The organism is Erythrobacter sp. S57(2025), from assembly GCF_057365055.1.
This window is the reverse complement of record NZ_CP200299.1, coordinates 2743670-2769315: the sequence shown is the minus strand read 5'-3', so window position 1 is coordinate 2769315 and position 25646 is coordinate 2743670. Positions and strand designations below refer to the sequence as shown.

The following is a 25646-nucleotide window of genomic DNA, read 5'->3' as shown; positions in this document are numbered from 1 at the left end:
GCCTGACCGTTACTCAAAGTGGGAAGACTGAAAAGCCCCCATCCAGAACAATGGTTTGTCCTGTCATGAAATCACTCTCACGCGATGCCAGGAACACGGCGATGCCTTCCATGTCTTCTAGCTCCCCGATCCGGCCAATCGCGGTGCGACGCCGGGCTGAATCCTGAAACTGTTGGCTCGCGCTCAGCGACATCTCAGTTTCGATGAAGCCGGGGAGGATCGAGTTTACACGAATGCCAGCTTGGCCAAGCTCCATCGCCATCGCCTGTGTCAATCCGTTCACCGCCGCTTTCGTGGTTGAATAGCCCGCACTGCCACCAGTGCCGACATTTGCAGCCACCGATGACGTAACGATCAATCGCCCGGGTATCTTGTTCGCCATCATGTAGTCGCTGACAGGGGCCCAGGTTTGCACGACGCTCATCAAGTTAAGGTCAATTGTGTCGAGCCATGCTTGCCGCCCAACCTGACTTGAAAGCCCGCGAAAGCCGCCGCCGCCAGCATTGGCAAAGCAGCTATCGACTCTGCCGAAACGCTCAATCGTTTTTGTGAAGGTTTCCGCAATGGCCGCCTCGTAAGTCACATCGCAGACATAGGCTTCGACGTCGCCGCCCATTGCACGAAGCTCCCCCACAGCAGCGGCATTTTTCTGTTCGTTGCGGCCCCAGATTGCGACTTTTGCGCCAGCCTTCACCAGCCCGCGGCAATACGCCAAACCTAGTCCGCCGTTTCCGCCGGTTACGATGGAAACGTGGCCTGAAAGATCGAACATTGCAGGAATTCCTTACTCTATACCGTTGTTTCTGAAATTGCGTGAGGAGACGAGCGAATCTGTCGGCGCTGTCTGCATCCCGATCAGATTGCCATCCGGATCGCGACCAAAAATGATCTCACCATCGTCGAACGCGGTCCGCTCAACCACAATTGTGCCACCAGCCTTTTCAAACAGGGCCCGGGCAGCATTGAGGTCGGAGACATCAAGGACAATCATATTGTATCCGAACGCGTCGATGGGCCGCGGCGTCTCGGGAACTTGAGTGGGGTGGCTATGGAACTGGAATATTTCGAGCTCCAGATTGCGGATCTGGAACCAAGCGCTCTCGCCTACGCCTCCCTCAAGTCCCGCAACTGCGTCGAACTTCTCGCCTTCCATCCGCATGAAGGGCAAATTTCCGAGCCGGCGAAATTCGGGTTGCCCCAAAAGCACGGCATAAAACTCCGCAAGCCGATCAACGTCAGGAGTGGCGAGTGCAACGTGACGAATTCGGCGGTCGTTTTTGGGAGGTTCGGGAAGTTCGAGTGCGGCAATATCGACATGCTCAATCTCGGCAATCAGCCCGTCGAAATCGCGCGAGTAGGAGTAATAGACTGGATTGCGGCTCGTGAGCTGCTGCATCTCCTCCTTACCCATGAAGGTCGCACCGCCTGCCAGAAACTTCTGATAGGTCTGCGTCTCTTGATCGACCTGATAGCAGACATGCATGATGCCAGGGCCTTGGACGGCCATTGGCGGTGTGGTCTTGGCTGCGTCTGATGGGTTTGCAAAAGACATGAAGCGGATTTGCATATTGACGCTGCGCATCATGCGGGTTTGCACCTCAACACTATCGCGGCCGGTGAGCTGATCGAAGGCGGCGTTTTGTGTGATTGCCGTGTCATCGACCTGCTCAAGATCTATCGCATCTGAATAGAGCGTGGTGGTGCGATCAAGGTCGCTGACCGTTGCGCCCACCCAACCAACGCCTTTGATCACTGAGTCTTCAGGCAGTTCCGAGGTTTGAGGGCCGCATGCGCTCAGACCCAAAACTCCAGCGATTAGTAGTGGCAATTTCCAGGTCGTCATCGGCCTCTCCTGTCACGAGCCATCTTTCAGCAAGGGCTTAAGCGCTGCTGTTGCGGCTTTGAGACACCACTATGAATTTAATTTACTTGAAGTCAACATAATGCGTCATTTCGCTTGTCATTCTTTCAATTTCACGTCATTCCTACGCTCAAAGTAGACAAAACTGTCACTTAATAGGGGAGGGGCCCAATGAGAACCATCGATCGAATTCTGCTGGCTGGGATCAGCGGCATTGCAATTTGCGCCATGCCTTCAGTTGCCTATGCGCAAGACAATGAAGCGAGTGAAGGAGAAGATGCAGGCGATAACAATGTGATCATCGTCACGGCATCGAAGCGTCAGGCGACTTTGCAAGAGACCCCGATCGCAGTGTCCGTCACCTCTGCTGAGCAGATCGAGGATGCCCAAGTGCGCGACCTTCTTGATCTTCAAACACTCACCCCATCTCTCAGAGTGAGCCAGACAAGCCTTTCGTCTGTTGCAGTTTTTTCCATCCGTGGTTTTGGCAATGGCGGTGCGAACCCCGGCATTGAACCATCGGTTGGTGTTTTCATCGATGGCGTTTACCGCTCTCGTGCAGCTTCACAGATTTCGGACCTACCAGACCTTGAACGGGTCGAGGTTTTGAATGGTCCGCAATCCACGCTGTTTGGCAAAAATGCCTCCGCCGGGATCATCAGCATTGTCACGCGTGAACCGCAATTCGAGTTCGGCGGAATGGCTGAGCTTTCTTATGGCAATTTCGATGCGGTGGTTGCCAAAGCGAGCATCACTGGGCCGATCAGCGATACGGTCGCTTTCAGCCTTGGCGGGAATTACAATCGGCGCGATGGCTACATCGAAGACATCATCATTAACCAAGACATCAACAATCGCGACCGGTTTGGGTTGCGCGGTCAGCTGCTCTTCAAGCCGAGCGAGGATTTCAAGCTGCGCTTGATTGCAGATTACGAAAAGATTGATGAAGTATGCTGTGGTGCGACCAATGTGGTCGATGGTCCCACTGGTGCGGTCGTCCGCGCGGTTGGAGGCCAGTTTATCCCGAATGACGGGCTTTCGCTTCAAAGCACTGTGAACTTCGCGCCCACAAACGAAATCGAGAATTATGGCGTGTCATTGCAAGGTGACTGGTCGACCGGTGCCATCGATGTAACGGGCATCGGCTCGTATCGCCGGTCCGACACCTTCGTGAACCAAGACAGCGATTTCACCAGTCTCAATTCCATTGGCACCAACATCAATACGATCGATGTGGAAACCTACACAGCTGAGCTTCGCGCAGCGTCCGATTTCGATGGCCCGCTCAATTTTCTTGTCGGCGGCTTTCTATTTCACGAGACGATTGATCAGGGCGCAGAGTTTGGCAATGGCGAGGGCTTCCTGCTTTTCGCCAATGCGGTCACTGGCGGCGCTTACAGTGCGCTAGAGCCGACATTGCGAGCGCTAGTGCCTGGCATTCCTGCGGGCAGCTTTGGTGGAGTCGGCCAAGGCCGGACGCTGGATTACGAATATGAGAACACTTCATTCTCAATTTTCGGTCAGGTCGATTTTGATATCACTGATGATCTGACTTTCACAGTTGGTGCCAACTACACCGAAGACGAAAAACGGGCAGTGTCCAACAACATCAGCACCGATGTCTTTTCTAGCATTGATTTGGTTCAGGCGGGCTTCAACGCCGCCGTCGCGCAAGGTGCGCCTCCTGCGCTCGCAAGTGTGTTGGCCTCTGATCCTGCAACCAACCCGTTCCTTGGGCTGCGTGGATTGCAGTTTAACCCACCCTATCTGAACTTTCCAAATGCGGTCGAAGACGGGCGCACGGACGATCAGGATTTGTCCTACACGTTCCGGCTATCCTACGATGCCTCTAGCAATGTAAGCCTTTACGCGACCTATGCGACTGGGTTCAAAGCATCCTCTTTCAATCTGTCCGCCAACAGCCTCCCATTTGCTGCCGACTTCATTCCGGGTTCTCCATTCCAATCGCCTGCGCCCCCTGCATCGCCTATCCGTGATGCCGGATTGGCAGTGCCTAATCTGGCCACGGGATCGCGGTTTGCCGGTCCTGAAGAATCGGAAGTATACGAGATCGGTGTAAAGGGCCGGTGGGACGGCTTCTCCTTCAATCTCGCCGTTTTTGACCAAACGCTGGAAGGCTTCCAGGCCAACGTCTTCACAGGCACCGGCTTTATTCTTGGCAACGCTGATGAACAGTCGGTGCGGGGATTTGAATTCGATGCTCAAATCTCACCGATACCTGAGCTCACGTTCACAGCTGGACTGACCTATCTGGACTCGCTGTTTGACAGCTTTCCCGATGGGAATGCTCTTTCGCCAAACTTCACCGTTGTGCCAGCAGATTTGAGCGGTGAGCGTCCTTCCGGCGTGCCCGAATGGTCCGTTGTGGTGGGGGCCACCTACACGGTGGATGTGGGCGATGATGCGTCGCTTCGTTTGCACACTCATTATCAGATGGAAAGCAACGTGGCCCTTGTAAACGGGCTGTCGACTTTCAAACGTGCGGTCGAAAACCTGAATGCATCGGTCACGCTGGGCTTGGCCAATGGCTTCGAAGCCTCGTTATGGGGTCGAAACCTGACTGATGCGGCATATCTGAACGCGGTTTCGCCCGCTGTTGGTCAACCGGGTTCGCTCGTAGGTTTCCGCAATCAGCCACGCACCTATGGCGGCCTTATCCGGTACCGGTTTTAACCCTTCTCTAGCGGGCCGCAGGGTGACATCGTGTTCACTCTGCGGCTCTTTTCACAACCGGCAATTTCAGCACTTGTGATGGCGGCTTTACCTTGCGTTGCTGGCCCAACATGTCCGTTCGCAGACCATGCACGCTGCCAAGGATCATCGACACAGTGATGTCCTCAATCAGCTGTCGATCCATCCCGCTGCGAACAAGGAATTCTCCTGCGGCGGCTGGCATCCCAAAAGAAATCTCGGTTGACGCTACCGCGACGTCCATGGGAATATCAAACAGCTCAGCCGTCATCTCTGAGAAATACTGAACCGACGGCTCGCGGTTGTAGTGTGTGGGGTCCTGCGCTTGCGAGATATTGGGATAGGCCTGAAGTCGATCGATGATCAGGCCGCGCTCCTCGATATATAGCAGATAGGCGCGGGTGACTTTGCGAACTAGATCGCCATAGGTATCGGCACTTTCTGCCGCTTCGAGCTGTTTTGAGCGCAGATGCCGATACTCTCGGTTCAAAAGAGCTTTGAGCAACGCGATAAGCGTACCGAAATATCGGTACATCAGAGTTTTGCTTACGCCAGCCTGTTCGCCAATCGCCTCCAAAGACAAGTCAGCTGTACCCTGCTCAACGATGAGAGATGCCGCACTGTCGAGGATCATCGACATGCGCTTCTCGCGACCAAAACGACGAGCCACTGCGGATGGTTTTGCGGTATCTATTGGCTGTCCAATCGTTACAAACGTGATTGTTGAAACGTCACAATGGCGGCCTTTGATAGTCTGATCAATCCCGCACCTTTGTGTGTCACCTGCACCACGCTCACACCAAGGCCGCTGTTATTCCGGATTTAACCCTTGGGTCCCTATGCCGTGCCTTAAAGCAACCGGATCACTCAAGCACGCGCACCGTCCTCTAGGAATAAGTCGCACGCAGGCACCAAAACGATGGATAAAGCAGCTCTGGAAAAGCCCTTGATTGAGGGGAGCGACGCAGAAGCGACTGTCGAGACCAGCCATCTTGCGGCCGATGACTCGCAAGATGGTGCCGAAGCGCGCCGCGCGCCGCGATTCACTTTGCTCATCCGGGCGGCAAAGCTCGTATCCTCCCACGGCGAGTTTGTTTGCGTTTTGCGCGATGTGTCTGCGACCGGGGTGAGCGTGCGGCTTTTCCACGCTGCGCCAACCGGAGATGATCTGGAGCTCCATATGCCGGGCGGCGGGGTTTATCCGTTACGCAATGTGTGGGAGCGCGAGAACGAGGCTGGTTTCGAATTTACTCAAGAGATCGACATTGATCGCTTGGTTCACGAATCAAGCGAATACCCAAAGCGCGGCCTGCGCATCGGCGTGTTCTTCCCGATCAAGATCAAAACGCTCACGCAATCAGGCGAGGCAGTGGTCGAAAACTTTTCCCAGCAGGGCGCCCGCTTTGAATGTGAGAACATGTTTGCGATTGATCAGGCGCTTACGATTGAATGTGTTGACCCCAGTCTGGCGTTGCGAGAGGTCCGGGCAAAAGTTCGCTGGCGGCGCGGACAGCATTATGGCGTGGTCTTTGACGACACGCTCACGCTGGGTGATTTTGCACGCTTTGTGGCGTTAATTCAGTGCCCAAGTCTGATTAATCCGCAATAATCGATACTGCGCTGGACCAAGACATAAGGAATTCTGCGGAGTTGAGGTGCAATTTCTCGTCCGCGTTTACTGCCCGCTAACCAATTTCCTTCACTCCCGAAAAAGAGCCGATCGCGCGCAATGCGCATCGGGCGTTTTACACGGGGGCTTGAATGACGCAGCGCGAAGCTGAACAGCCAGGAATTATTGATGTCGATGTTGCCATTATTGGTGCAGGTCCAGCGGGTCTAACCGCCGGCTATCTGCTGACCAAGCAGGGCAAGTCGGTTGCGATTATCGAAAAAGACGAAACCTATGTCGGCGGTATCAGCCGTACAGTGGAGCATGAAGGGTACCGCTTTGACATTGGCGGCCACCGCTTCTTTTCAAAGTCGCAGCAGGTCGTTGACCTGTGGAACGAGATTTTGCCTGACGATTTCATCCAGCGCCCTCGGATGAGCCGCATCTATTATGAGGGTAAATTCTATTCCTACCCGCTGCGCGCGTTCGAAGCGCTCGGCAATCTGGGCATCCTGCGCTCAACCGCCTGTATGCTGAGCTATCTGCGTTACAAGCTGTTCCCGATCAAAGACGTGAAAAGCTTTGAGGATTGGACCACCAATCAGTTCGGCAAAAAACTCTATTCGATCTTCTTCAAGACCTACACCGAGAAAGTGTGGGGCATGCCATGTGATGAGATGAGCGCCGATTGGGCGGCTCAACGGATCAAGGGGCTTTCGCTTTGGAGCGCTGTGACCGACGGGCTGAAACGCTCGCTTGGCCTCAATAAGAAACCCAATGACGGGCAGGAAGTGAAAACCCTGCTCGAAACATTCCGTTACCCGCGGCTTGGCCCGGGCATGATGTGGGATGCGGCGCGCGACCAGATTGAGGCGACCGGTAAGGGCCAGGTGCTTATGGGTCATGCGCTCGATCAAGTCGCCAAGATTGGCCCAAATGATGAGGGCTTTGACTGGTCGATGACCGCGAAAAGCGCTGATGGCACTGCGCAAATCCGTGCTCGCGATGTGATCAGCTCTGCGCCCATGCGCGAACTTTCCAAACGTATTCACCCGCTCCCGCAAAGCTCTTTGCAGGCGGACAACTTGCGTTACCGCGACTTCTTGACCGTCGCTCTGATGGTAAAATCCGAAGACCTCTTCCCTGACAACTGGATCTATATCCATGATGACCGGGTTCAGGTTGGCCGCGTTCAGAACTTCCGCAGCTGGTCGCCCGAGATGATCCCGGATGACGACATGGCCTGCGTTGGGCTTGAATATTTCTGCTTCGAAGGGGACGGGCTCTGGTCTTCCTCTGACGAAGATCTGGTCGCACAAGCGACGCGTGAGATGGAAATCTTGGGGCTTTGCGATCCGGCTAAGGTCGTCTCTGGCGCAGTTGTGCGTCAGGAAAAGGCGTACCCTGTCTATGATGACGATTACGAAGCCAATGTCGCTGCCATGCGTCATGAGCTTGAGGACGCGCATCCAAGCCTGCATCTTGTCGGGCGCAACGGCATGCACCGTTACAACAACCAAGATCACGCGATGATGACCGCGATGCTGACGGTTGAGAATATTCTTGCTGGAAAGCGCGTCTACGACACGTGGTGCGTGAACGAAGACGCGGAATATCACGAAGCTGGCGATGAAGGCGAAGAAGCCAAACTGCCAGCGCGTGAAAACCAAGCGCGTGAAACCGAGAATGCCACCAAGCCTCTGAGCGAAGATCAAGTCGCAGCGCTTACCAGTTTGCGCGGCGTGCCGGAGCGGATCGTTTCAGACGCCGACGAGCCAATTCGCAAGTCTGCGTGACCCAATGAGCGGTGCACTCGCCTCGATTGCTTCCAAGCTGCGCGATGTTCGTTTCGTGCGGTACGTCTGCGCGAGCGTAGGCGCGCTGGCTGTCGATGTGGGTAGTTTTCTGGGGTTGATGGCGGTTGGCGTTGCCGCAGCCCCCGCCTCAGCAATTGGATATTCGCTCGGCATCCTTGCCCATTGGCTCATGTCGAGCCGCGCGGTCTTTCAGGACAGCGTGGCAGAGGGCGGCACCGCGCGTACCCGCCAAAAGGCCCTTTTTGTCATCTCAGCCCTGATCGGACTTGCGCTGACTACCGCGATCGTCGGTCTGGGCGATTGGAGCGGGCTCGACCCGCGCATTGCCAAGGGCTTTGCGATTGTCGTGAGCTTCTTTGTCACCTGGTTGATCCGCAGCCGCATCGTGTTTCGCAGCGAAAAACCGTCCGCTGCCTCAACGATTAGTCAGGCCTGATGCGATGTTGGTCGAGCAAAGGCGAGCCGGATTTCCGGTAGAGTTTCTGACCCGAGTGGGGTTGGCGTGGGCGATCGTCAGCGCGCTTTTGATTGCGATCAATTGGAGCGCGATTGCAAGCCTGCGTTTCCCCGATCCTGACGACACAATGCGCCTAATCCAGGTGCGCGACTTACTGGCAGGGCAAAGCTGGTTTGATCTTAGCCAATACCGCGTCGATACCCCTGCGGGCGGAGTGCCGATGCATTGGTCGCGGCTGGTCGATGCGCCGCTTGCTCTAACGATATTCGTGCTCACACCCATTTTCGGGCAAAGCACGGCGGAGATCATCGCACTGGTTGCGGTTCCGCTGGTGACGCTTGGCATTGCGATGCTGCTGGCAGCGCGCATTGCATGGCGCTTGATGGGTGAAGAGGAGGCCACGTTCACCTCTCTGATCGTCGCGCTTTCAGTGCCTGTTCTGTTTCAACTTGGCCCGCTTCGCATTGATCATCACGGCTGGCAGATTGTTTGCGCATTGATTGCTGTAAACGGTCTAATGGCTCGCTCACCCAAAGTGGGGGGCTGCGTCATCGGCGCTGCTTTTGCATTTTGGCTGTCAATTTCGATCGAGGGGCTTCCACTGGCCGCGATCACATTTGCTGTGCTCGCCTTGCGTTGGTTGCGAGGCCGAGACGCGCGCGTCTGGCTTGTGAGCGCGATGCAATCGCTGGTTATAGTTGGCGGCGCGCTGTTTGCCCTCACTCGAGGCTTTGCCGATTTGGCCACCTATTGCGATGCATTGAGCCCGCTGCACCTTGCGATGTTTAGCTGGGGCGCGCTTGTTCTGACAGGGCTCTCCAAAATTGAGCCTGCCCCGCGTGCCTTTATCCTCGCAGGCTTCGCTGTGGCAGGAGGCGGTGCAGTGGCGATGTTGCTCTTTTCCGCTCCTCAATGCGCGGTCGGAGGTGGTTTTTCACAGCTTGATCCGTTGGTGGCTCAATATTGGCATGCCAACGTTTTGGAAGGAATGCCGATCTGGCGTCAGTCGCTTACAGTGGCGCTTCAATATGCGGTGACGCCGTTTATCGCGATGCTCGCAGCCTTCAACCTGGCGCGTCAATCACGCGATTGGCTGCGCGGTTTCTGGAGCGACTACGCGCTGATCCTTGGTGGCGCACTACTAGTGTCGATTTTCGTTTCGCGCGCCGGTGCTGTCGCCTGTGTTCTGGCCGCTGCGCCGCTTGCGTGGCAGCTGCGCCAATGGTTGCGGTCGATCCGTTTGATGCAAAAGCCGGGTCCGCGAGTGGCGGCGATGCTGGGCGTGGCCTGCGCGTTACTTCCCGCTCTGCCTGCCATGGTTCTGGCCAGCGCAATGCCTGCTCGTGCCTCTTTGGGGGGAGCGTCTGATGCCCCGATTAAGGCAGCCGACTGCCGCGTTCAGGATGCAGCCGCGACGCTGAGCGCGCTGCCCCAAGGCGAGTTTTACGCCCCATTCGACATCGCCCCTGAGATCCTGCTGGTCAGCGATCACTCCGTCATCGCCACAGGTCATCACCGTGGGCATGAAGCGATGAAAGTGCTGATTGAAACGGCTCTTGCCTCGGAAGATGAGGCCGAAGTGATCCTGCGTCAGCGTGGAACGACCTATATCGCGGTCTGCCCTAGTCTGGGTGAAGCACGCCTGTATTCGCGAATTGCCAAGCAGGGTTTCATCGCTCAGCTATCAGGCGAAAAGGCGCCAAATTGGCTTGAGCCGATTGAGCTTCAAGATGCCAATGGACTGAAGCTGTGGCGGATTAAGCCGGGACAAAGTCCATCGCCACCCCGTTGATGCAGTGCCGCTTGCCCGTTGGGCGGGGGCCATCACCAAAGATATGACCCAAATGCCCGCCGCAATCGGCGCAGTGCACTTCGGTGCGGGGATAGCCGATTTTGTAATCGACCGAGGTTCCTACAGCGCCGCTATCAATCGCTTGCCAAAAGCTGGGCCAGCCGGTGCCACTGTCATATTTATGGGCTGAGGAATAAAGGCGGTTATTGCAGCCCGCGCATACGAATGTGCCGCGCCTGTTTTCGTTATTGAGCGGCGAGGAATAGGCTCGCTCAGTGCCAGCTTCACGCAGGATGCGATATTCTGAGCGCGAGAGCTGGCGACGCCATTGCCCTTCGGTTTTGCTGATACGAAACTGGCGTTCTTTGCGCGCATCGACCGTGCCTGCACCGCAACTCGCCAGAATGGGCAGAGCGGCGGCAAGGCCCGTGGCTGCAACAAAGGTGCGGCGGCTGGTCAATTTGAACGGCATATTAAGTCCCTCAAGCGGTGCAGGTTCTACTCTTTATACGTTCAGAAAACGCAAAAAGTTTCACTTGAGGGAACAGCGATCAGAACTCGGTGATCTCCACCTCAAGCTTGCGGAAGCCATGCACGAAGTTTGCCCGTACCCGCTCCACATCGCCTGCCACATGCACGCGCATCCGGCGCTTGTGCATTTCTTCTAGCAGGACACGCAATTGTAGTTCTGCCAGACGCGCGCCCACGCAGCGGTGAATGCCATAGCCAAAGGCGATATGTCGGCGGGCATTTTCGCGGTTAAGGTCGAGCTTGTGAGGCTCAGGAAAGACGCTTTCTTCATGGTTGGCGGCGAGATACCACAGAACCACCTTTTCGCCCTTCTTGATCGTCTGACCGAACACTTCGGTATCCTCGGTGCAGGTCCGGCGCATATGCGCAAGCGGAGTTTGCATGCGCAGCATTTCCTGCACCGCATTGGGGATGATGTCGGGGTTTTGCTCAAACAATTTGCGCTGATCAGGAAATTTATCGAGCGCATGGACGAACCCGCTCATTGAATTGCGCGTCGTGTCATTGCCGCCAACGATCAGCAGAACGAGATTGCCGATGAATTCCTCTGGGCGCATCTGGTTCATCGCCTCTGAATGGATCATCATCGAAATCAGATCGTTGCCCGGCTCCTTGTCATGCGTGCGCTCAATCCAGATCGACTGAAAGTAGGCTGCCATTTCGTGGAGGAATTCCCAGCGCAGCTCATCCAATTCTCGCACACCGGCAAGCTCGGTATCGCCGGACCAGTCTGACCAGAATGTGAGGTGGCGGCGGTCTTCCCACGGGAAACCGAACAGGATCGCGAGCATACCCGTGGTCAGCTCGATTGAGACCTTATCGACCCAATCGAACACCTCACCTTTGGGCAAAGTGTCGAGCAACTCGCCGGTCCTTGCGCGGATTTCGTCTTCCATGTCTTTCATGGCGGAAGGCGTGAATTTGGGTGCGACTGTGCGGCGTTGACCAGTATGTTCGGGCCGATCCATAGCAATGAACATGGGGAGTTCGCGGCGGTCGGCTTCGCTCTCCGCAAGCTCTTCTTCGCTCAGCCGTTCAAGGATTGTGATGCCGCCATATTCCCAGCTGGAGGAAAATGTCTCTGGCAGCGCCTCAATATGCTGGATCGCCTTGTGACCCACGACCGACCAATACGGGCCATAGGGGCTTTCAGGGATGTAATGCAGCGGGCCGGCCTTTTGCATCTCCGCAACGATAGGCTGCCAAGTGTCGTCGTAATAAATGTCCGAACGGCTCAGATCCCATTTGTGCGGATGAGAGGGGCGTTCCTCCGGGTGCTTTTCGTAATGCGCTTTCAATGCCTCATAGGCGCTGGGCGATGTACGGACCTGTGGGCGTATTGGTGCAGCAGCTGTTGCCATGATTCTCTCTCCTAATGAGAGGCCGTGGCTTTTGCGGCGATCACACCTCTCCCTCCATTGGTCATCCTGCCCTAACTGACAGTCATGTCAATAGTGGGTTTCGATTAAGTACTTATTCCGCAGGTTCGGTAAGCGGCTCTTTGGCTTTGCTTCCAAAGCCCCAGCGACGTTTCTTCTCGCGCCCTGCTCCGCCCGATTTCATCACACGTTTGCGGAACAGCATCGAGCCGCCTTTGACGAGCAGTATCACCCAAAGCGCCTGCCAAGCGAGCGCTGCGAGATGGGTCCAAAGCGCCGTATCGAGCGCTGCGCGCGCCAGCATGGCAAAGGGTGAAGACAGCGGGAAGGCGACCGCCACCAGTTCGAGGCTTGAACCTGCATCGGTGAGCGTTGCAGCGGCGAGGAAGAACACCATCAATTGCAGCATGGTCACCGGCATCGAGAGTGTCTGCACTTCGCGCACGGTGTTCGCCATTGCGCCAATCGTTAGGAACAGGGACCCGAGCAACAGATACGCCATCGAGAAATAGGCGACGCTCAAGACCACGAAGAGCGGCCAGCCTACGGCAGGTCCCGGCAGGTTGCGGAAATCGGTTTGCGTGACTGTTACAATCGCGTCTTCTGCAATCGCCCAGAAACCCCAGCCAAGCGATCCCCATACCGCAATGCCAACAAAGGATACGCCGAGCATAGCGAAGAGCTTGCCCATAAATACCGAATCCATCGGAATAGCGGCGGCAAGGATTTCGATGATCTTATTGCCCTTTTCCTCGGCAAGGTTGGATAAGACCATCCCGGCAAGCAGCATGGTGAGCAGGAACATCACCATCTGTGCCGCTTGCGCGGTGCGAATGCGGTTGGAACGCTCTGATGCCGCACTGGCGGTCACTTCTTGTGATGTTGATGCTGGGAAGCTGGTGGGCGTGGTGGCCATTGCCTCGGCTGCGATCAGCTCGACGGCGCCTTGCCAACGGCGGATTTGGCCGGGCGTCCCGATCACTTCGGGCGCTGCGGGAGTGCCGGTGACGATGGCAGCGTAATTCCCACGTCGAGCTTCCATAAAGCCGCGTGCGTCAAAATCTGGATTGTCAGCGGCCTCGGGCACCAGCGCAAAGGCTGGCACTGCTCCGCGTAGGTTCGGTGCGAGGTGATCGCGCGCTTCGATCATGGCCGCATTATCGGAGACGCTCATCGCTAGGCCGACTTCGACTACGGCTGCTTCGCGCGAGACTTGGTTGCCAATGCTGCCCGCAAGTCCGCCGACCAAAACAGGGAATAGCGGGCCGACAAGGAAAAAGAGGAATGCTCGGCTGAACAAGACAGCGATAAAGTCGCGCCGGGCGATGACCCATGCGGCTTCGAGCTTTGAGAGGCGCGGGTTTGTTTCGATTTGGGCAGATGTGCTCATTTCACTGCTCCCTGCGCGTCTGCCTCGAGCTGCTTGGCTGCCGCTTCACCTGCAATCGCGACGAATGCATCGTGCAGTCCAGCGCGTTCGATGGAGAGCGACAAGATGCCCGCCTCGCCCTCAATCAAAGTGCGGAGCAGGGGCTCAATGCCGGTTTCAGGCAGGGAGAAATAGAAGAAGTCCCCCTCGCGCCGTGCATCCGCTGGCAGAGCATCGGTCCAGCCACCTTCGCGGGCACGCGTTTCAAGCCTTACTTGAGCCGGAATACGGTCACGCGCGGTTTCAACGCTGCCCGCATAGGGAACTTTGCCGCCTGCAATGATCGCGACGCCTTCGCACAGGCGCTCCGCATGGTGAATGACGTGGGTTGAAAAGATCACCGTCACGCCGTCTTCTGCAAGGCTGCGGATCATCCCTTCAAGCTTACCCTGATTGATTGCATCAAGGCCGGAAAACGGCTCATCCAGCACCACCAGACGCGGGTGGTGGACCAGCGTGCCGAGCAATTGGACGGTCTGCGCCATCCCTTTTGAAAGCTGGCGGATTTGGCGATCTGCTGCGTGAAGCAGGCTGTGGCGTTCAAGCAATTCCATGCCGCGCTTGCGCCCTTCGGCAAGAGGCAGGCCGCGCAATGCGCCCATAAAGGCAATCGCTTCAATGCTCTTCATCGCGGGGTAAAGCCCGCGCTCTTCGGGCAAGTAGCCGATCAAGCGACCAATATCGTGCGGGCGATCATGGCCAAAGACGCGGCGCACGCCTTCGTCAGGGTCAATAATGCCGAGCAGCATGCGCAAAGTGGTGGTTTTGCCCGCGCCATTGGGGCCAAGCACGCCGTAAATCGCGCCTTCGGGCACTTCGAGGTCAACGCCGTCAACAGCGCGGGTGCCGTCAAAGCTTTTAACCAGACCGCGCGCTTCAATCGCGAGGGCGCGCGGTGAAGGCGGCGAAAGCGTTTCCGCTCCGCGTCCTTCACCTGCTAAACCAGAATTGCTCAAGATCGTTTGATCGCTTACGGCCATGTCCATGCATCAGAGGGTTAACGCGTGAGGCTAAACGGGAGTAACCCTAAGCATGGTTAACGAGCGTGTAAGCATTGGTCTAGCGGATCGCATCAAGGATCAGGCGCAATCCCTGGGATTTGCAGCCTGCGGTTTTGCGAACGCGGTCGAAGATCCGGTGCGTGCAGAGCGGCTCGAACAGTGGCTGGGCGAGGGGCATCATGCATCGATGGAGTGGATGGAGACCCGCCTCCACCACCGCCGTTCGCCCCAAGGATTATGGCCTGATGCGCGGTCCGTCATTGCGCTGGGTATGAGCTATGCGCCCGCAAATGATCCAATGGCGTTGGAGGCCCATCGCGACCGCGCGCGCATTTCGGTCTATGCTCAGGGGCGCGATTATCACGATGTGGTGAAAAAGCGTCTGAAGGCTCTGGCGCGGTGGCTGGTGGCAGAAGAACCCGGGGCTGAAGTCAAAGTCTTCGTCGACACAGCGCCCGTCATGGAAAAACCATTGGGCGAGGCGGCGGGCATTGGATGGCAGGGCAAGCACACCAATTTGGTCAGCCCCGATCATGGCAGCTGGCTGTTTCTGGGCGCGATCTACACCACTTTGGAAATTGCCGCCGCTGAGCCGCACCGCGACCAATGCGGCAGTTGCACTGCGTGCCTGGACATCTGCCCCACGAACGCGTTTCCGGCTCCGTACCGTCTCGATGCGAACCGCTGCATTTCCTACCTTACGATTGAGCATAAGGGTCCGATTGCAGAGGAATTTCGTGAAGGTTTGGGAAACAGGATTTATGGCTGCGACGATTGTTTGGCGGTGTGCCCGTGGAACAAATTTGCAAGCGAAGCGCATGCGGCAAGTGAGTATTTACCGCGCGCCGAATTGACCGCGCCTAAACTTGCAGAGCTGCTTGCCTTGGATGATGCGGGGTTTCGGGCGCTTTTCTCTGGCTCTTCGATCAAGCGAATTGGGCGCGATCGGTTTGTGCGAAACTGCCTCTATGCAGCCGGTAACAGTGGCGATGGTTCGCTGCGTGACCCCGTCAATGCACTGATCGATGATCCCGACATAAGCGTCAGCGATGCGGCGAAATGGGCGATGCAGCGGCTTAGCGTTTAGTCTTTACCGACATCCGAATTGTGCTCGCCCAGCAATGGCGCTGGTGTAGGCTTTTCCGGTTCCCAACCACTGAAACGGCTTGGCTCGCGCATTTCGAAGTGCGCGCCCTCGCTTGGGTGCTCGGTCTGGGTGAAGAAGCCTGTTTCGCGCAAATGCGGATCATCAATCACGTCATTGAGATCAGCTGCTGGCATGCAGGGTATGTTGTTGGCCCGAAGGATTGCGATGCATTCCTGCGTCGTCTTGAGCTGGGTGAGTGCACTCATGCGCTGATAGAGTTCAGGCCCGGCAGACATAATGCCGCGCACATCTGCAAAACGCTCTTCGCGCGCCATGTCGGGATCGCCCAGCAAACCGACCACCAGCGGAAAGTGCTGAGGCACGTAAGGCACGATGCTGATCCAGCCATCTTTGGTCTGGAAGGGCTGCCTGTCTGGATCGACCTGCCGCCCATATCCTGCATCGCCATTGGGCGGATCGAAGGTTTTTGCGTCCAAATGCTCTTTCATCATGAAGCTGGCAAAGGCTTCAAACATGGGCACTTCGACGCGCTGCCCTTCGCCTGTCCTCAGGCGATGAATAATCGCGGCAAGCGTCGCATAGGCGGCGTGCAGTCCTGCGACCTTGTCGGCAATCAGCGATGGCAGATAGCGTGGGCGCGGATCGCCATCGACGCGCGGCAGCAGCGATGTTGTGCCAGTGGCGGCCTGAATGACGTCATCATAAGCTTGCAATCCATCATACGGACCGCCCGATCCAAACCCCACACAATGCACATAGATTATGTTCGGATTGATCGCTTTGACCGCTTCATAGCCAAAGCCCAACCGATCAATCGCGGCTTCTCTCACATTGTGAATGAAGACGTCTGCTGTGCGCAGCATCTCTTCAAACCGTGCGACATCTTCTGTGGCTTTCAAGTCGAGCGTGACCGATTTCTTGCCGCGGTTGAGCGCAATGAAGCCCGGCGCCATTCCGGCTGTTTTGGAAGGCTTTGCGCTGTGACGGTAGACATCGCCGGTCGGCCCCTCGACCTTGATCACCTCTGCGCCGTAATCGGCGAGAATTTGTGTGCAATAGGGACCGAACACCACGCTGGTGAGGTCGATGACTTTGACGCCTTTTAGCATCGGCATGTGATCGCCAGGTCCAAACATTGCGTGCTATTGCGTCTTACATCATCTCTTTGAGCGGAACATCGGTGTCGGCCAGCAGCGCGGGGTCAATCCTGTCAACGCCGGCTTCCAGCAGCTTTCGGCCCTGGACATAATCCTTTATCGAATTGACGCAGTCGAAGGCAATCGGACGGCCTTCTTTCAGATAGATCACAGTGAATTTGCGCGCCTCAGGATCGCCGCGAAGCACGGTTTCATCAAAGCCGATATTCAGGCCTGCGGTTTGGAGTTTCAGGTCATATTGGTTGGACCAGAACCATGGCAGCACGTGATAGGGTTGTTTGTCACCCATGATCGCGCGCGCGACCGTATTGGCCATATCATTGGCATTCTGCACCGATTCAAGCCGGATAACCGCATTGTCAGCAAAGGGATTGGCGTGCGTTGCGCAGTCTCCGATTGCGTAGATATCGTCGAGTGTCGTGCGGCAGAACACATCGACATCGACACCATTTGAACCCGCGGCTCCCGCCGCGATAAGCGGCGCGACGGCGGGTACGATACCGATCCCCACGACAGCGAGATCGCACTCAATCACTTCTCCGCTGCCTAGCTGAATACCGGTCACTTTGCCGTCTTCGCCAAGCACCTCGGTAACGCTTTCTGACAGGCGCACGGTGACGCCTTGGCGGGTGTGTTCAGCCTCATAAAAGCGCGAAAGCTCCTCGCCTGCGACGCGCGCAAGAACGCGGTCTTGCATTTCCACCACAGTGACATCGCAGCCCAATTTGCGCAGAACGGCAGCCGCTTCGAGACCGATATAGCCACCCCCAATCACTACGGCGCGCCGAGCCCCTGCTTCAAGCGCGGCCATCATCGCATCGGCATCGCGCTTGTCACGAACGTAGAAAATGCCTTTGAGATTGGCGCCCGGAATACCCAGCCTGCGCGGATCAGCCCCGCCTGCCCAGATCAATTTGCGATAGCCGATTTTGCTGCCATCGCTGAGCGTGATTTCGTGGCGCATCCAGTCAATTTCGCTGACACCTGAGCCAAGCCGCAGCTCAATCCCTTTATCCGCCCAAAATTTCTCAGGGCGGATCATGATCCTCTCAAAGGTCTTATCGCCTGAGAGATAGTCCTTCGAAAGTGGAGGGCGTTCATAGGGTGGCACGGCGTCGCGGCCGACCAACAGGATAGAGCCTTCGTGACCCTGTTGGCGCAGCGCGATCGCAGCCTGTGCGCCGCCATGGCCTGTGCCGACAATCACAATGTCGGCAGAAGATGAGCCGGGACCGTTCATGGCGCAGGGGTCTTTGCCAAAAATCGCGCCGCGTCAAGCCAAGATGGCCTAGCGCTCCAGCAGATTGCGGGCCTGACTGGCGATCTGAGCGAGCACGGATGGCGCGACCGGTGGCCTTGCCTGCGCACGGGCAATCATGGCTTGGAAACGCTCAACCGCATCCGCATTCTGCTCAGCCCATTTGCCCACGATACCTTGGGGATCGTCTTTGCCAGCCTTGCGGCGCATCAAACGCCGCAGGAATTCCAAACGCATATGCTGGAAATCACGGGCCAACCCATCGACCAGCAACCGCTCCCAGATGTCAGAAGGTGACATATGCGCCGCTGTGCCTTGCGCCCAGTCAAGGCCGATGCGGTGTCCGATATCGCCAAACGCTTTGGTGAGTTCGACAGGGTCAATGCCGGTATCCAAAGCGAGCTGTGCAAGGCCAATTGATCCATCATAATCAAACAGATCGGCTACCCTGTCAGCCAGCGCACGGGGGCAGCCTTGCTCAACAAATTCTGCTCTGAGGCGACCGGAAAGTTCGTGATGTTCGCCCGCGATCAACTGCTCGCGCGCATCGCGCAATGTCTCAACACCGGGGCGCAATTGCTCAATCATCGCGCTTGCTTCGACCTGGCCGGCGGCGGTGCGTAAGACGTCGGACATCAGGTTGCCCACTGCCGCCGCTAGCCGGTCTAGCAGGGTGAGCCGAGCCGTCTCACTCATCGTTTCACCATCAATGTCTGACCAAAGCTTTTTGAGGCCAAACAGCCGCTCAACCACAACAAATGCAGCGGCGACATCGGCTAGGCCAACGCCTTCTTCTTCGGGCAATTCAAATGCATGGATCAGGCCAAGACGATTAACGATCCGGTTCGAGAGATCGGTCGCGATCATCTCACGCCGCAGTCGGTGATCTTTGATTTGGTCTGCGAACTTACCCTGCATCGGCGCGGGGAAAAGATCGATCAGGTTCTGCTCTAACACCGGATCATCAGGCAGGCCGCTCGCCTCAATCGCATCCTGTAAGGCCAGCTTTGCAGAGGATAGCAGCACGGCGAGTTCGGGCCTGGTCAGGCCCTGATCATCTGCCACGCGCCTCGCATAGGTCTCGCCATCGGCAAGCCCTTCGTTACGGCGATCCAGCGCGCCCATTTCCTCAAGCTGTTCGATTAAGCGGGTGTAGGACGCCGTGGCTCCTGCGCCGCCTGCTTCTGCAATCGACAGCGCGAGCGCTTGCAAGCGATTGTCTTCCAGCACAATGTCGGCGACCTCGTCGGTCATTTTTGCAAGCAGGTTGTTGCGCTTTGTATTTGTAAGCGCACCGCTGCGGGTGGCTGCTGCCAACGCGATCTTGATATTGACCTCATTATCCGAGCAATCGACGCCTGCCGAATTGTCGATGAAATCGGTATTGATCCGCCCACCACGCAGTGAATATGCGATGCGCGCGCCTTGCGTGATGCCAAGGTTGGCGCCTTCGCCGATTACCTTTGCGCGGACCTCGTCTGCATTCACTCGCAAAGTATCGTTTGACGGGTCGCCCACGTCCAAATGGCTTTCGTGGGCTGCTTTGATGTATGTGCCAATGCCGCCGAACCAGATCAGATCGACCTGCGATTTCATAATAGCGGACATCAGCGCATCAGGCTCGATCTCCTTGCCTTCGATACCCAGCAGATCGCGGGCGCGCTTGGACAGTTTGATCCGTTTGAGTGAGCGCGAATAGACCCCGCCGCCTTTGGAAATCAGGTCGGCATTGTAGTCTTCCCAGCTTGATCGCGGCAGTTCGAAAAGGCGCTTGCGCTCTTTCCAACTTGTTGCCGGATCGGGGTCGGGATCAATGAAGATATGGCGGTGATCGAACGCGGCGACCAGCTTAATCGCTTTGGACAAAAGCATACCATTGCCGAACACATCGCCCGACATATCGCCGCAGCCTGCGACGGTGACGCTGTCTTTCTGGACGTCGATCCCCATTTCGAGGAAGTGGCGCTGGACGCTGACCCACGCGCCTTTGGCCGTAATGCCCATCGCTTTGTGATCGTATCCGTTTGACCCGCCGCTCGCGAATGCATCGTCGAGCCAGAATCCATGGGCCTCAGCAATGCCATTGGCAACGTCAGAGAAGCGCGCAGTGCCTTTATCGGCGGCGACCACGAAGTAAGGATCTTCACCATCGAGGATTTGCACGTCTTGCGGGTGGGCGACTTTGCCATCGACGATGTTGTCGGTGACGGAAAGCAGGCTGCGGATGAAGACTTTGTAGCTTGCTTGGCCTTCTGCGGCCCATGCGTCCCGGTCAATCGCTGGGTTCGGAAGCTGCTTGGGGTAAAATCCGCCTTTCGCGCCGCTTGGCACGATAACAGCGTTTTTCACCTTTTGCGCTTTCATCAGGCCAAGGATTTCGGTGCGGAAATCGTCGCGCCTGTCTGACCAGCGCAGGCCCCCTCGAGCCACTGCGCCAGAGCGCAAGTGAATGCCCTCGACCCGGCGCGAATAGACAAAGATCTCGCGCCACGGCACAGGCTTTGGCAGGCCCGGCACAAGGCTGGAATCAATCTTGAAAGCAAGCGCTTCTTCGCCGCCTGTGGCAAAGGCATTGGTGCGCAATATCGCATCAATGACCGCACGATAGAGCCGCAGCAAACGATCATCATTGATCGCCGACACCTTAGCGAGGCCGCGACTAAAGGCAGCGATTGCATCATCGATGGCGGCTTCGCGATTGCCTTTAAAGGCTGGGTCGTGACGGGCGACAAAGAGCGCGATGATCGCCTGCGTGACAGCAGGTGCGCGGCGCAGGGCATCGACTACGGTGTAAATCGTGAACGTCGTGCCGGTTTGGCGAATATAGCGATAGATCGCGCGCAGCCAGACGGCTTGATCCGCGCTCAGCCCGCCGCCAGTGACAAGACGGTTAAACGGGTCATTTTCAGACTGGCCATTGAGAACTGCGGCAATCGCATCAGTGATGATGTCGGCGCGCGCCATAAACTGATCGGCATCGCGATCGGGCGGCAGCTTTAAATTGAACTCATGAATGGTTCCAAGCTCACGGTCTTCAAGCGTGGTCGGAACCTCGGCCAGCACACGAAACCCGAAATTCTCCAGTGCAGGCACCGCATCGGAAAGCGGCAATTGACCGCTAGTATGATAGATTTTGAGCCGCAAATCGCCTGTGGGATCATCGTCCAGTTTGTAGAGGCGGCAAGAGCGCCAGTTGTGCTCTTGCTTGGTGGCATTTTCAAGCAGTGCCAGCGTGTCCAGGGCCGCCTCTGCCGCGTCATACCGTGAGCGGTAAAATGCGGGAAATGCGCTCGCATAACGTTGTGCGAGGGCGGATACGCGCGATGTGTCGAGCGACTTTGTCAGATGCGCTTCGACCGCCTCATTCCAGCCTTTAAGAAGCTCAATCACTTCAGCTTCGATGTGGCCCGCATCGGGCAAAGTGCCCATGGCGCGCGAATCGAGCAGGAATTGCAGCATCGCAAGCGTGCTGCCTTCAACCTCAAGGCTCCAGCTGAGCAATTCAACACCCGCTGACTGGGTCAGCAAGGACTGGATCTGAAGGCGCGTGTCGGTCGAAAGGTAATCGCGTGGCAGCCAGACAAAGGCGAAAACGTGCCGTTCCAATGCGGATTGCACCAGCACAAGGCGCGGACGAGGCCGGTCGACAAGGCTCATCATAGTGGTCGCCAGCCGCTCAATATCGCTCGATGCGAAAGCGGTGAGCAGGTCGTGCGGCAGCGAGGTAAAGGCATGCACCAACGCCTTGCCCGCATGGCCAGATGGATCGAAGCCCAAAGTGTCCATCGTGTCGCTCAGCGCTTGGCGAAGGACGGGCACGTCACCCGGAGGTGAGGCGAGTGCAGCGCTGGTCCAAACACCGGCATGCACGCAAAGCTCGGTCACTTTTCCCTTCTCGCGTTTCGGCACGATAAACAGGTCGAGCGGTGCGCGGCGGTGCACGGTTGAAAGGCGGTTGGCCTTGATGATCAACAGCTCGCGCTGCTTGGCGCCTTTTTGTGGCGTATCGAACCACCTAAAGGCGCGATCGAAAGAGGCATCGGCGAGGATTTCGCGCGCACTCTTGCGGCAAATGCCAAGCGCCTTTGTCTCTTCGCCTTTGCGGCTCCGGGTCAGATGGCCAAGCTGGGTGAGCATGCCGCCGCTCAGCCAATCGAGCAGGGCAGCGCTTTCGGGATCGCGCCCTTCAATCTCGCGCGCATCCTGTTCCATCAGGCCGCGCATTTTGGGCCAGTCGCTGACAGCGGCGCGCACATCGCCAAGGGCGACGCGCAATTCCGCAATCAGATCGCGCCGCTGGCGCGCATCGACGCGCGGAGTTTCAATGTAGATGAAGGATTCGCGCGCGCCGTCTGGTGTTGCTTTTTTGAGCGCAGTCAGCACGCCTTTTTCATTGCGCTCAACCCCGACAACAGGATGGATCAATTGGTCGATGCTCAGGCCTTGAGCGGTCAACGCCGCTGCAATCGAGTCGACCAGAAACGGCATGTCATCATTGATGATCGCGATGCGCAAACGGCGCTCGCTCGTATCCGATTCCAGTTTGAGTGCGGAGCGTGATTTGGACCGCGTGGAGGCTGTCTCCAGCAGGAATGCCGCCGCATCAGCCAAGCTCTTGGCATCAAGTGGCGTATCGCCGGGCAGGATCGCCGCCTTCAGATGCTTTTTGAGCTCTTTTTCAAGGGTGCCTGCGCGCGCGCCTTTTTTGGCGGTGCCTGACGCAGTCTTTGCATTCATACCGGTCTTCGCACTCATCCCGCGGTGCTCCTGTGATCCTGCGCCCGGCTTTGAACTGTGAAATTATGTTATGCCGGGTTGTTTTTATCGTGCCCTAGCTCTTACGCCCATTGTGTATGCGGGTGCAAGCAAAGCGTGCTTGGGATTAGCCCCTAGGCCGCCACTTTTGCGCAAGCATCAATAGTGAGCGCGAGCGACTGCAAGCGCGCTTCTGGATCGTAGGTCGCCCCGCACAAAATGATCTCATCCGCGTGCGTCCGTTCAACGAAACCGGCAATATCGGCTTCGACCTTTTGCGGAGTGCCCACGGCTGCCGCTTGACCAAGGTGATCGAGCATTGCCCGTGCAGGGGCGGGCAATTGCGAAGTGTAGTCTTGGATCGGGGGTTGAAGCTTACCCGGAGTGCCAGAGCGCAGGGCGACAAAGCTCTGCTGCTGGCTCGATGCGAGCGTCTGCGCCGCTTCGTCTGTTTCCGCCGCAAAGACATTCATCGCGACCATTACATGCGGATTGGCAAGTACCTCTGACGGCTGAAAGTCACGGCGATAGAGCTCAAGCGCTGCATCGAGGTGATCAGGCGCGAAATGTGCGGCGAACGCGTAAGGCATGCCCAATTTCGCAGCTAGGCTGGCGCCAAAAAGGCTCGATCCCAACATCCAAAATTCAACATTGGAGCCAAGCCCCGGTGTTGCAGTAACCGGAAGATCGACATCGCCTGTCATCAGCGCGCGTAATTCCAGCACGTCTTGCGGGAAATATTCGGAAGCCTGGTGCAAATCCTTGCGCAGCGCGCGCTGCAATTCCGGGCCAGCGCCCGGTGCACGGCCCAACCCCAAGTCGACCCGGCCCGGAAACAGCGCATCCAGCGTGCCAAATTGCTCTGCGATCTGAAAAGGGGTGTGATTGGGAAGCATGATCCCGCCGGACCCGATGCGGATGCGAGACGTCGCATTGCCGATATGGGCCAGCACTACCGAAGTCGCGCCGCCTGCGATCCCTGTCATGGCGTGATGTTCAGCCACCCAGAAGCGTTTGCAGCCTAGCTTCTCTGCATGGACGGCGAGATCGCGCGCGGCATCAAACGCTTCGCTGAGCGTGCCGCCTTCGCGCACGGGCACCAAATCAAGGACGGAAAAGTCGACCATCGCAGTTTCTCCCAACCGGTTTTATGCCCGGTGGTTCCTTATGAAGGGGGAGGGCCAAGCTGAGCAAGGTAATCCTGCGCGATTTGTGCAGAGGGGCTGGCGGGCGCGACGTCGATCACCGATTGCCAGCTTGACCGCGCGGCGTCGTCGCGGCCTGCGAGCACTGCGATAACACCGGCTTCTAGGCCAATTTGCGGTTCGGTCGGAGCAAGGTCAGCGGCTTGCACGATGGAAAGCTGCGCATCATCGAGGCGTTCAAGCCGCCTGAGCAACGTCGCTTTCAGCAGCCAGAACTCTGCATTGCCGGGCTCAAGCGTGGTTGCAATTTCCAGCTCAGCCAAAGCCGCCTCTGCCCTGTTCGACCCAACATAGACGCGGGCGAGATCGCTGGCTGCAATCGCTTGGAGCGGAGCCGAGGCTGAGCCTTGCGCGTCGGACTTTGCGCGGGTCAGGATGGTTTCAGCACTGACCAAATCTCCTGCAGCAAGGGCGGCATTCCCGGCCATGGTGCCGAACCGTGCTCTGGCGCGAAGTTGGTCTTCCGGGGTTTCATCGCGCGCTTCGCCAAAGGCGGTGATCGCATCCTGCCACAGGCCAAGCTCTGTCGCCGCAAGGCCGAGGCAATGATTGGCCACTACCCGATCTGCGCCGCTGGCGGCCCCGCGTTTAATCTGCGCCATCGTATGCGCGCGCGCTGCGTCTTCTTCGAGCTGTGCAAGGCATTCGGCCAGCCATTGCGAGGTGGGGTTAGACGGCGCCTCCTCGGTATCCCGCGCCTCTCGCTCGCGCAGCTCCGTGTGGCCATCGGTCAGAGGCAGTGTGTTGGGGTTGGGGCCAACCTGCAGAGCGGTGATGAAAAAGGCGGTGGTGAGCAACATTAGGGGAGTGTCTCTTCGTAAAAACGCGCGGCGGCTTGCTTCAAAAGGGCAATATCACCCTCACGCGACAATCTGTGGTCGCCATCCTTTATCAGTGTCACCTGTACTGCATCCGAACGCAAAGCGGCGGCGAGTTTCAAGCTCACTTCCCACGGCACATCATCGTCGCGCTGACCATGCAGCAAGTGCACCGGGCAAGCCAGGTCGATCTCAGAGATGAGTTGCAGCTGGTTTTCTGCGTCTGCGAAGAATCCGGGATGAGTCGGAGTTGGCTCTGGTCCGTAGGGGTTTTCTTCCAGCACAATCTCCCCGTGCTCCAGCGCTTCGCGTTTGTCAGCAGAGTAGCCCCAGCGGGTAAAATCGGGCGCGGGGGCAATGCCGATAATGCCCGCAAGCCGCTCTCCCAATTGGGCTGCGACCAGCAGCATCAGCCAACCGCCCATCGAAGAGCCCACGAGCAGCACGTCGCTATCGACATAAGCGTCAATCAGAGCCGTCACTTCTCCGCACCAGCGCGACAAAGTGCCGACTGCAAAATCGCCAGAACTTTCCCCGCAGCCTGAGTAGTCGAGCAACAGGCAGGCGCGCCCTTGCTCGGCTGCTTCGGCATAGAGCGCGCTCGCTTTGCCGCCTGCCATGTCGGACATGTAGCCGGGCAGGAATACGAGAGTTGGCCCGCTGCCTGCGCGGTGCTGAAACGCAATGCGTTCGCCATCAGGCATGGTGTGAAATTGGATTTGAGTCATGCGCGCCCTACTGCCCGTTTGCGCTGCGC

19 protein-coding genes are annotated in these 25646 nt (G+C 57.4%); 6 read left to right on the top strand and 13 right to left on the bottom strand.

The genetic code is table 11. From position 1 onward, the window contains the following. Positions 1–13: 13 nt before the first annotated feature. Together AC0V6N_RS13195 and AC0V6N_RS13190 are read right to left on the bottom strand one after the other, a co-directional pair. Complete coding sequence (locus tag AC0V6N_RS13195; protein WP_486172005.1) at positions 14–772, bottom strand: SDR family NAD(P)-dependent oxidoreductase; 759 nt, start codon at positions 770–772, stop codon at positions 14–16. A gap of 12 nt (positions 773–784) precedes the next feature. Further along, positions 785–1843, bottom strand: coding sequence for a VOC family protein (locus tag AC0V6N_RS13190; protein ID WP_486172004.1), 1059 nt, complete (start codon positions 1841–1843; stop codon positions 785–787). Between the two features lie 189 nt (positions 1844–2032). On the opposite strand from AC0V6N_RS13190, the gene AC0V6N_RS13185 reads away from it, so the two are divergent. Next, positions 2033–4555 (top strand): TonB-dependent receptor, encoded by a 2523-nt coding sequence (locus AC0V6N_RS13185; RefSeq protein WP_486172003.1) that lies wholly within the window; start codon positions 2033–2035, stop codon positions 4553–4555. A 34-nt stretch (positions 4556–4589) separates the two neighbouring features. On the opposite strand, the gene AC0V6N_RS13180 is transcribed toward AC0V6N_RS13185, so the two are convergent. Continuing rightward, complete coding sequence (locus AC0V6N_RS13180) at positions 4590–5213, bottom strand: TetR/AcrR family transcriptional regulator (protein ID WP_486172002.1); 624 nt, start codon at positions 5211–5213, stop codon at positions 4590–4592. Positions 5214–5492: 279 nt separating this feature from the next. Between AC0V6N_RS13180 and AC0V6N_RS13175 the strand changes: the two genes are divergently transcribed. From AC0V6N_RS13175 to AC0V6N_RS13160, 4 genes are all read left to right on the top strand, one after another. Continuing rightward, a complete protein-coding gene (locus tag AC0V6N_RS13175; RefSeq protein ID WP_486172001.1) occupies positions 5493–6182 on the top strand; it encodes a PilZ domain-containing protein in 690 nt (229 codons plus the stop codon). Positions 6183–6334: 152 nt separating this feature from the next. Then, the gene (locus AC0V6N_RS13170) at positions 6335–7978 is read left to right on the top strand and encodes an NAD(P)/FAD-dependent oxidoreductase (protein ID WP_486172000.1); all 1644 of its coding nucleotides are present in this window, start codon (positions 6335–6337) and stop codon (positions 7976–7978) included. Positions 7979–7982: 4 nt separating this feature from the next. Beyond that, a complete protein-coding gene (locus tag AC0V6N_RS13165; RefSeq protein WP_486171999.1) occupies positions 7983–8435 on the top strand; it encodes a GtrA family protein in 453 nt (150 codons plus the stop codon). Positions 8436–8439: 4 nt separating this feature from the next. Continuing rightward, complete coding sequence (locus tag AC0V6N_RS13160; RefSeq protein ID WP_486171998.1) at positions 8440–10248, top strand: hypothetical protein; 1809 nt, start codon at positions 8440–8442, stop codon at positions 10246–10248. On the opposite strand, the gene msrB is transcribed toward AC0V6N_RS13160, so the two are convergent. The 4 genes from msrB to AC0V6N_RS13140 form a co-directional block, all read right to left on the bottom strand. Next, entirely contained in the window at positions 10214–10720 is a 507-nt protein-coding gene (gene msrB, locus AC0V6N_RS13155) for a peptide-methionine (R)-S-oxide reductase MsrB (RefSeq protein ID WP_486171997.1), read from the bottom strand. The two genes, AC0V6N_RS13160 and msrB, sit on opposite strands and share 35 nt — an antisense overlap. 79 nt (positions 10721–10799) lie before the next feature. Next, positions 10800–12140 (bottom strand): cytochrome P450, encoded by a 1341-nt coding sequence (locus tag AC0V6N_RS13150; RefSeq protein WP_486171996.1) that lies wholly within the window; start codon positions 12138–12140, stop codon positions 10800–10802. A 112-nt stretch (positions 12141–12252) separates the two neighbouring features. Then, complete coding sequence (locus AC0V6N_RS13145) at positions 12253–13548, bottom strand: ABC transporter permease (RefSeq protein ID WP_486171995.1); 1296 nt, start codon at positions 13546–13548, stop codon at positions 12253–12255. Then, on the bottom strand, positions 13545–14468 hold the full coding sequence (locus tag AC0V6N_RS13140) for an ABC transporter ATP-binding protein (RefSeq protein WP_486172493.1): 924 nt from the start codon (positions 14466–14468) through the stop codon (positions 13545–13547). Before AC0V6N_RS13140 ends, AC0V6N_RS13145 begins: the two co-directional genes overlap by 4 nt. 151 nt (positions 14469–14619) lie before the next feature. Here AC0V6N_RS13140 and queG point away from each other — a divergent pair, with 151 nt between their 5' ends. Continuing rightward, the gene (queG, locus tag AC0V6N_RS13135) at positions 14620–15675 is read left to right on the top strand and encodes a tRNA epoxyqueuosine(34) reductase QueG (protein WP_486171994.1); all 1056 of its coding nucleotides are present in this window, start codon (positions 14620–14622) and stop codon (positions 15673–15675) included. Here queG and AC0V6N_RS13130 read toward each other — a convergent pair. The 6 genes from AC0V6N_RS13130 to AC0V6N_RS13105 all read right to left on the bottom strand — a co-directional run bounded on the left by AC0V6N_RS13130 (position 15672) and on the right by AC0V6N_RS13105 (position 25617). Then, entirely contained in the window at positions 15672–16811 is a 1140-nt protein-coding gene (locus tag AC0V6N_RS13130) for a CaiB/BaiF CoA transferase family protein (protein ID WP_486171993.1), read from the bottom strand. The genes queG and AC0V6N_RS13130 overlap by 4 nt on opposite strands. Positions 16812–16848: 37 nt before the next feature. Then, positions 16849–18093, bottom strand: a complete 1245-nt coding sequence (locus AC0V6N_RS13125) for an NAD(P)/FAD-dependent oxidoreductase (protein WP_486171992.1) — start codon at positions 18091–18093, stop codon at positions 16849–16851. A 48-nt stretch (positions 18094–18141) separates the two neighbouring features. Next, positions 18142–22866 (bottom strand): NAD-glutamate dehydrogenase, encoded by a 4725-nt coding sequence (locus tag AC0V6N_RS13120; protein ID WP_486171991.1) that lies wholly within the window; start codon positions 22864–22866, stop codon positions 18142–18144. A gap of 134 nt (positions 22867–23000) precedes the next feature. Continuing rightward, positions 23001–23993: an LLM class flavin-dependent oxidoreductase gene (locus tag AC0V6N_RS13115; RefSeq protein WP_486171990.1), complete on the bottom strand. Its 993-nt coding sequence runs from the start codon at positions 23991–23993 to the stop codon at positions 23001–23003. Positions 23994–24031: 38 nt separating this feature from the next. Further along, positions 24032–24871 carry a tetratricopeptide repeat protein gene (locus tag AC0V6N_RS13110; RefSeq protein ID WP_486171989.1) on the bottom strand — a complete coding sequence of 280 codons (840 nt, stop codon included), beginning with the start codon at positions 24869–24871 and terminating at the stop codon, positions 24032–24034. Further along, positions 24871–25617, bottom strand: a complete 747-nt coding sequence (locus AC0V6N_RS13105) for an alpha/beta hydrolase (protein ID WP_486171988.1) — start codon at positions 25615–25617, stop codon at positions 24871–24873. Before AC0V6N_RS13105 ends, AC0V6N_RS13110 begins: the two co-directional genes overlap by 1 nt. Between the last annotated feature and the right edge of the window lie 29 nt (positions 25618–25646).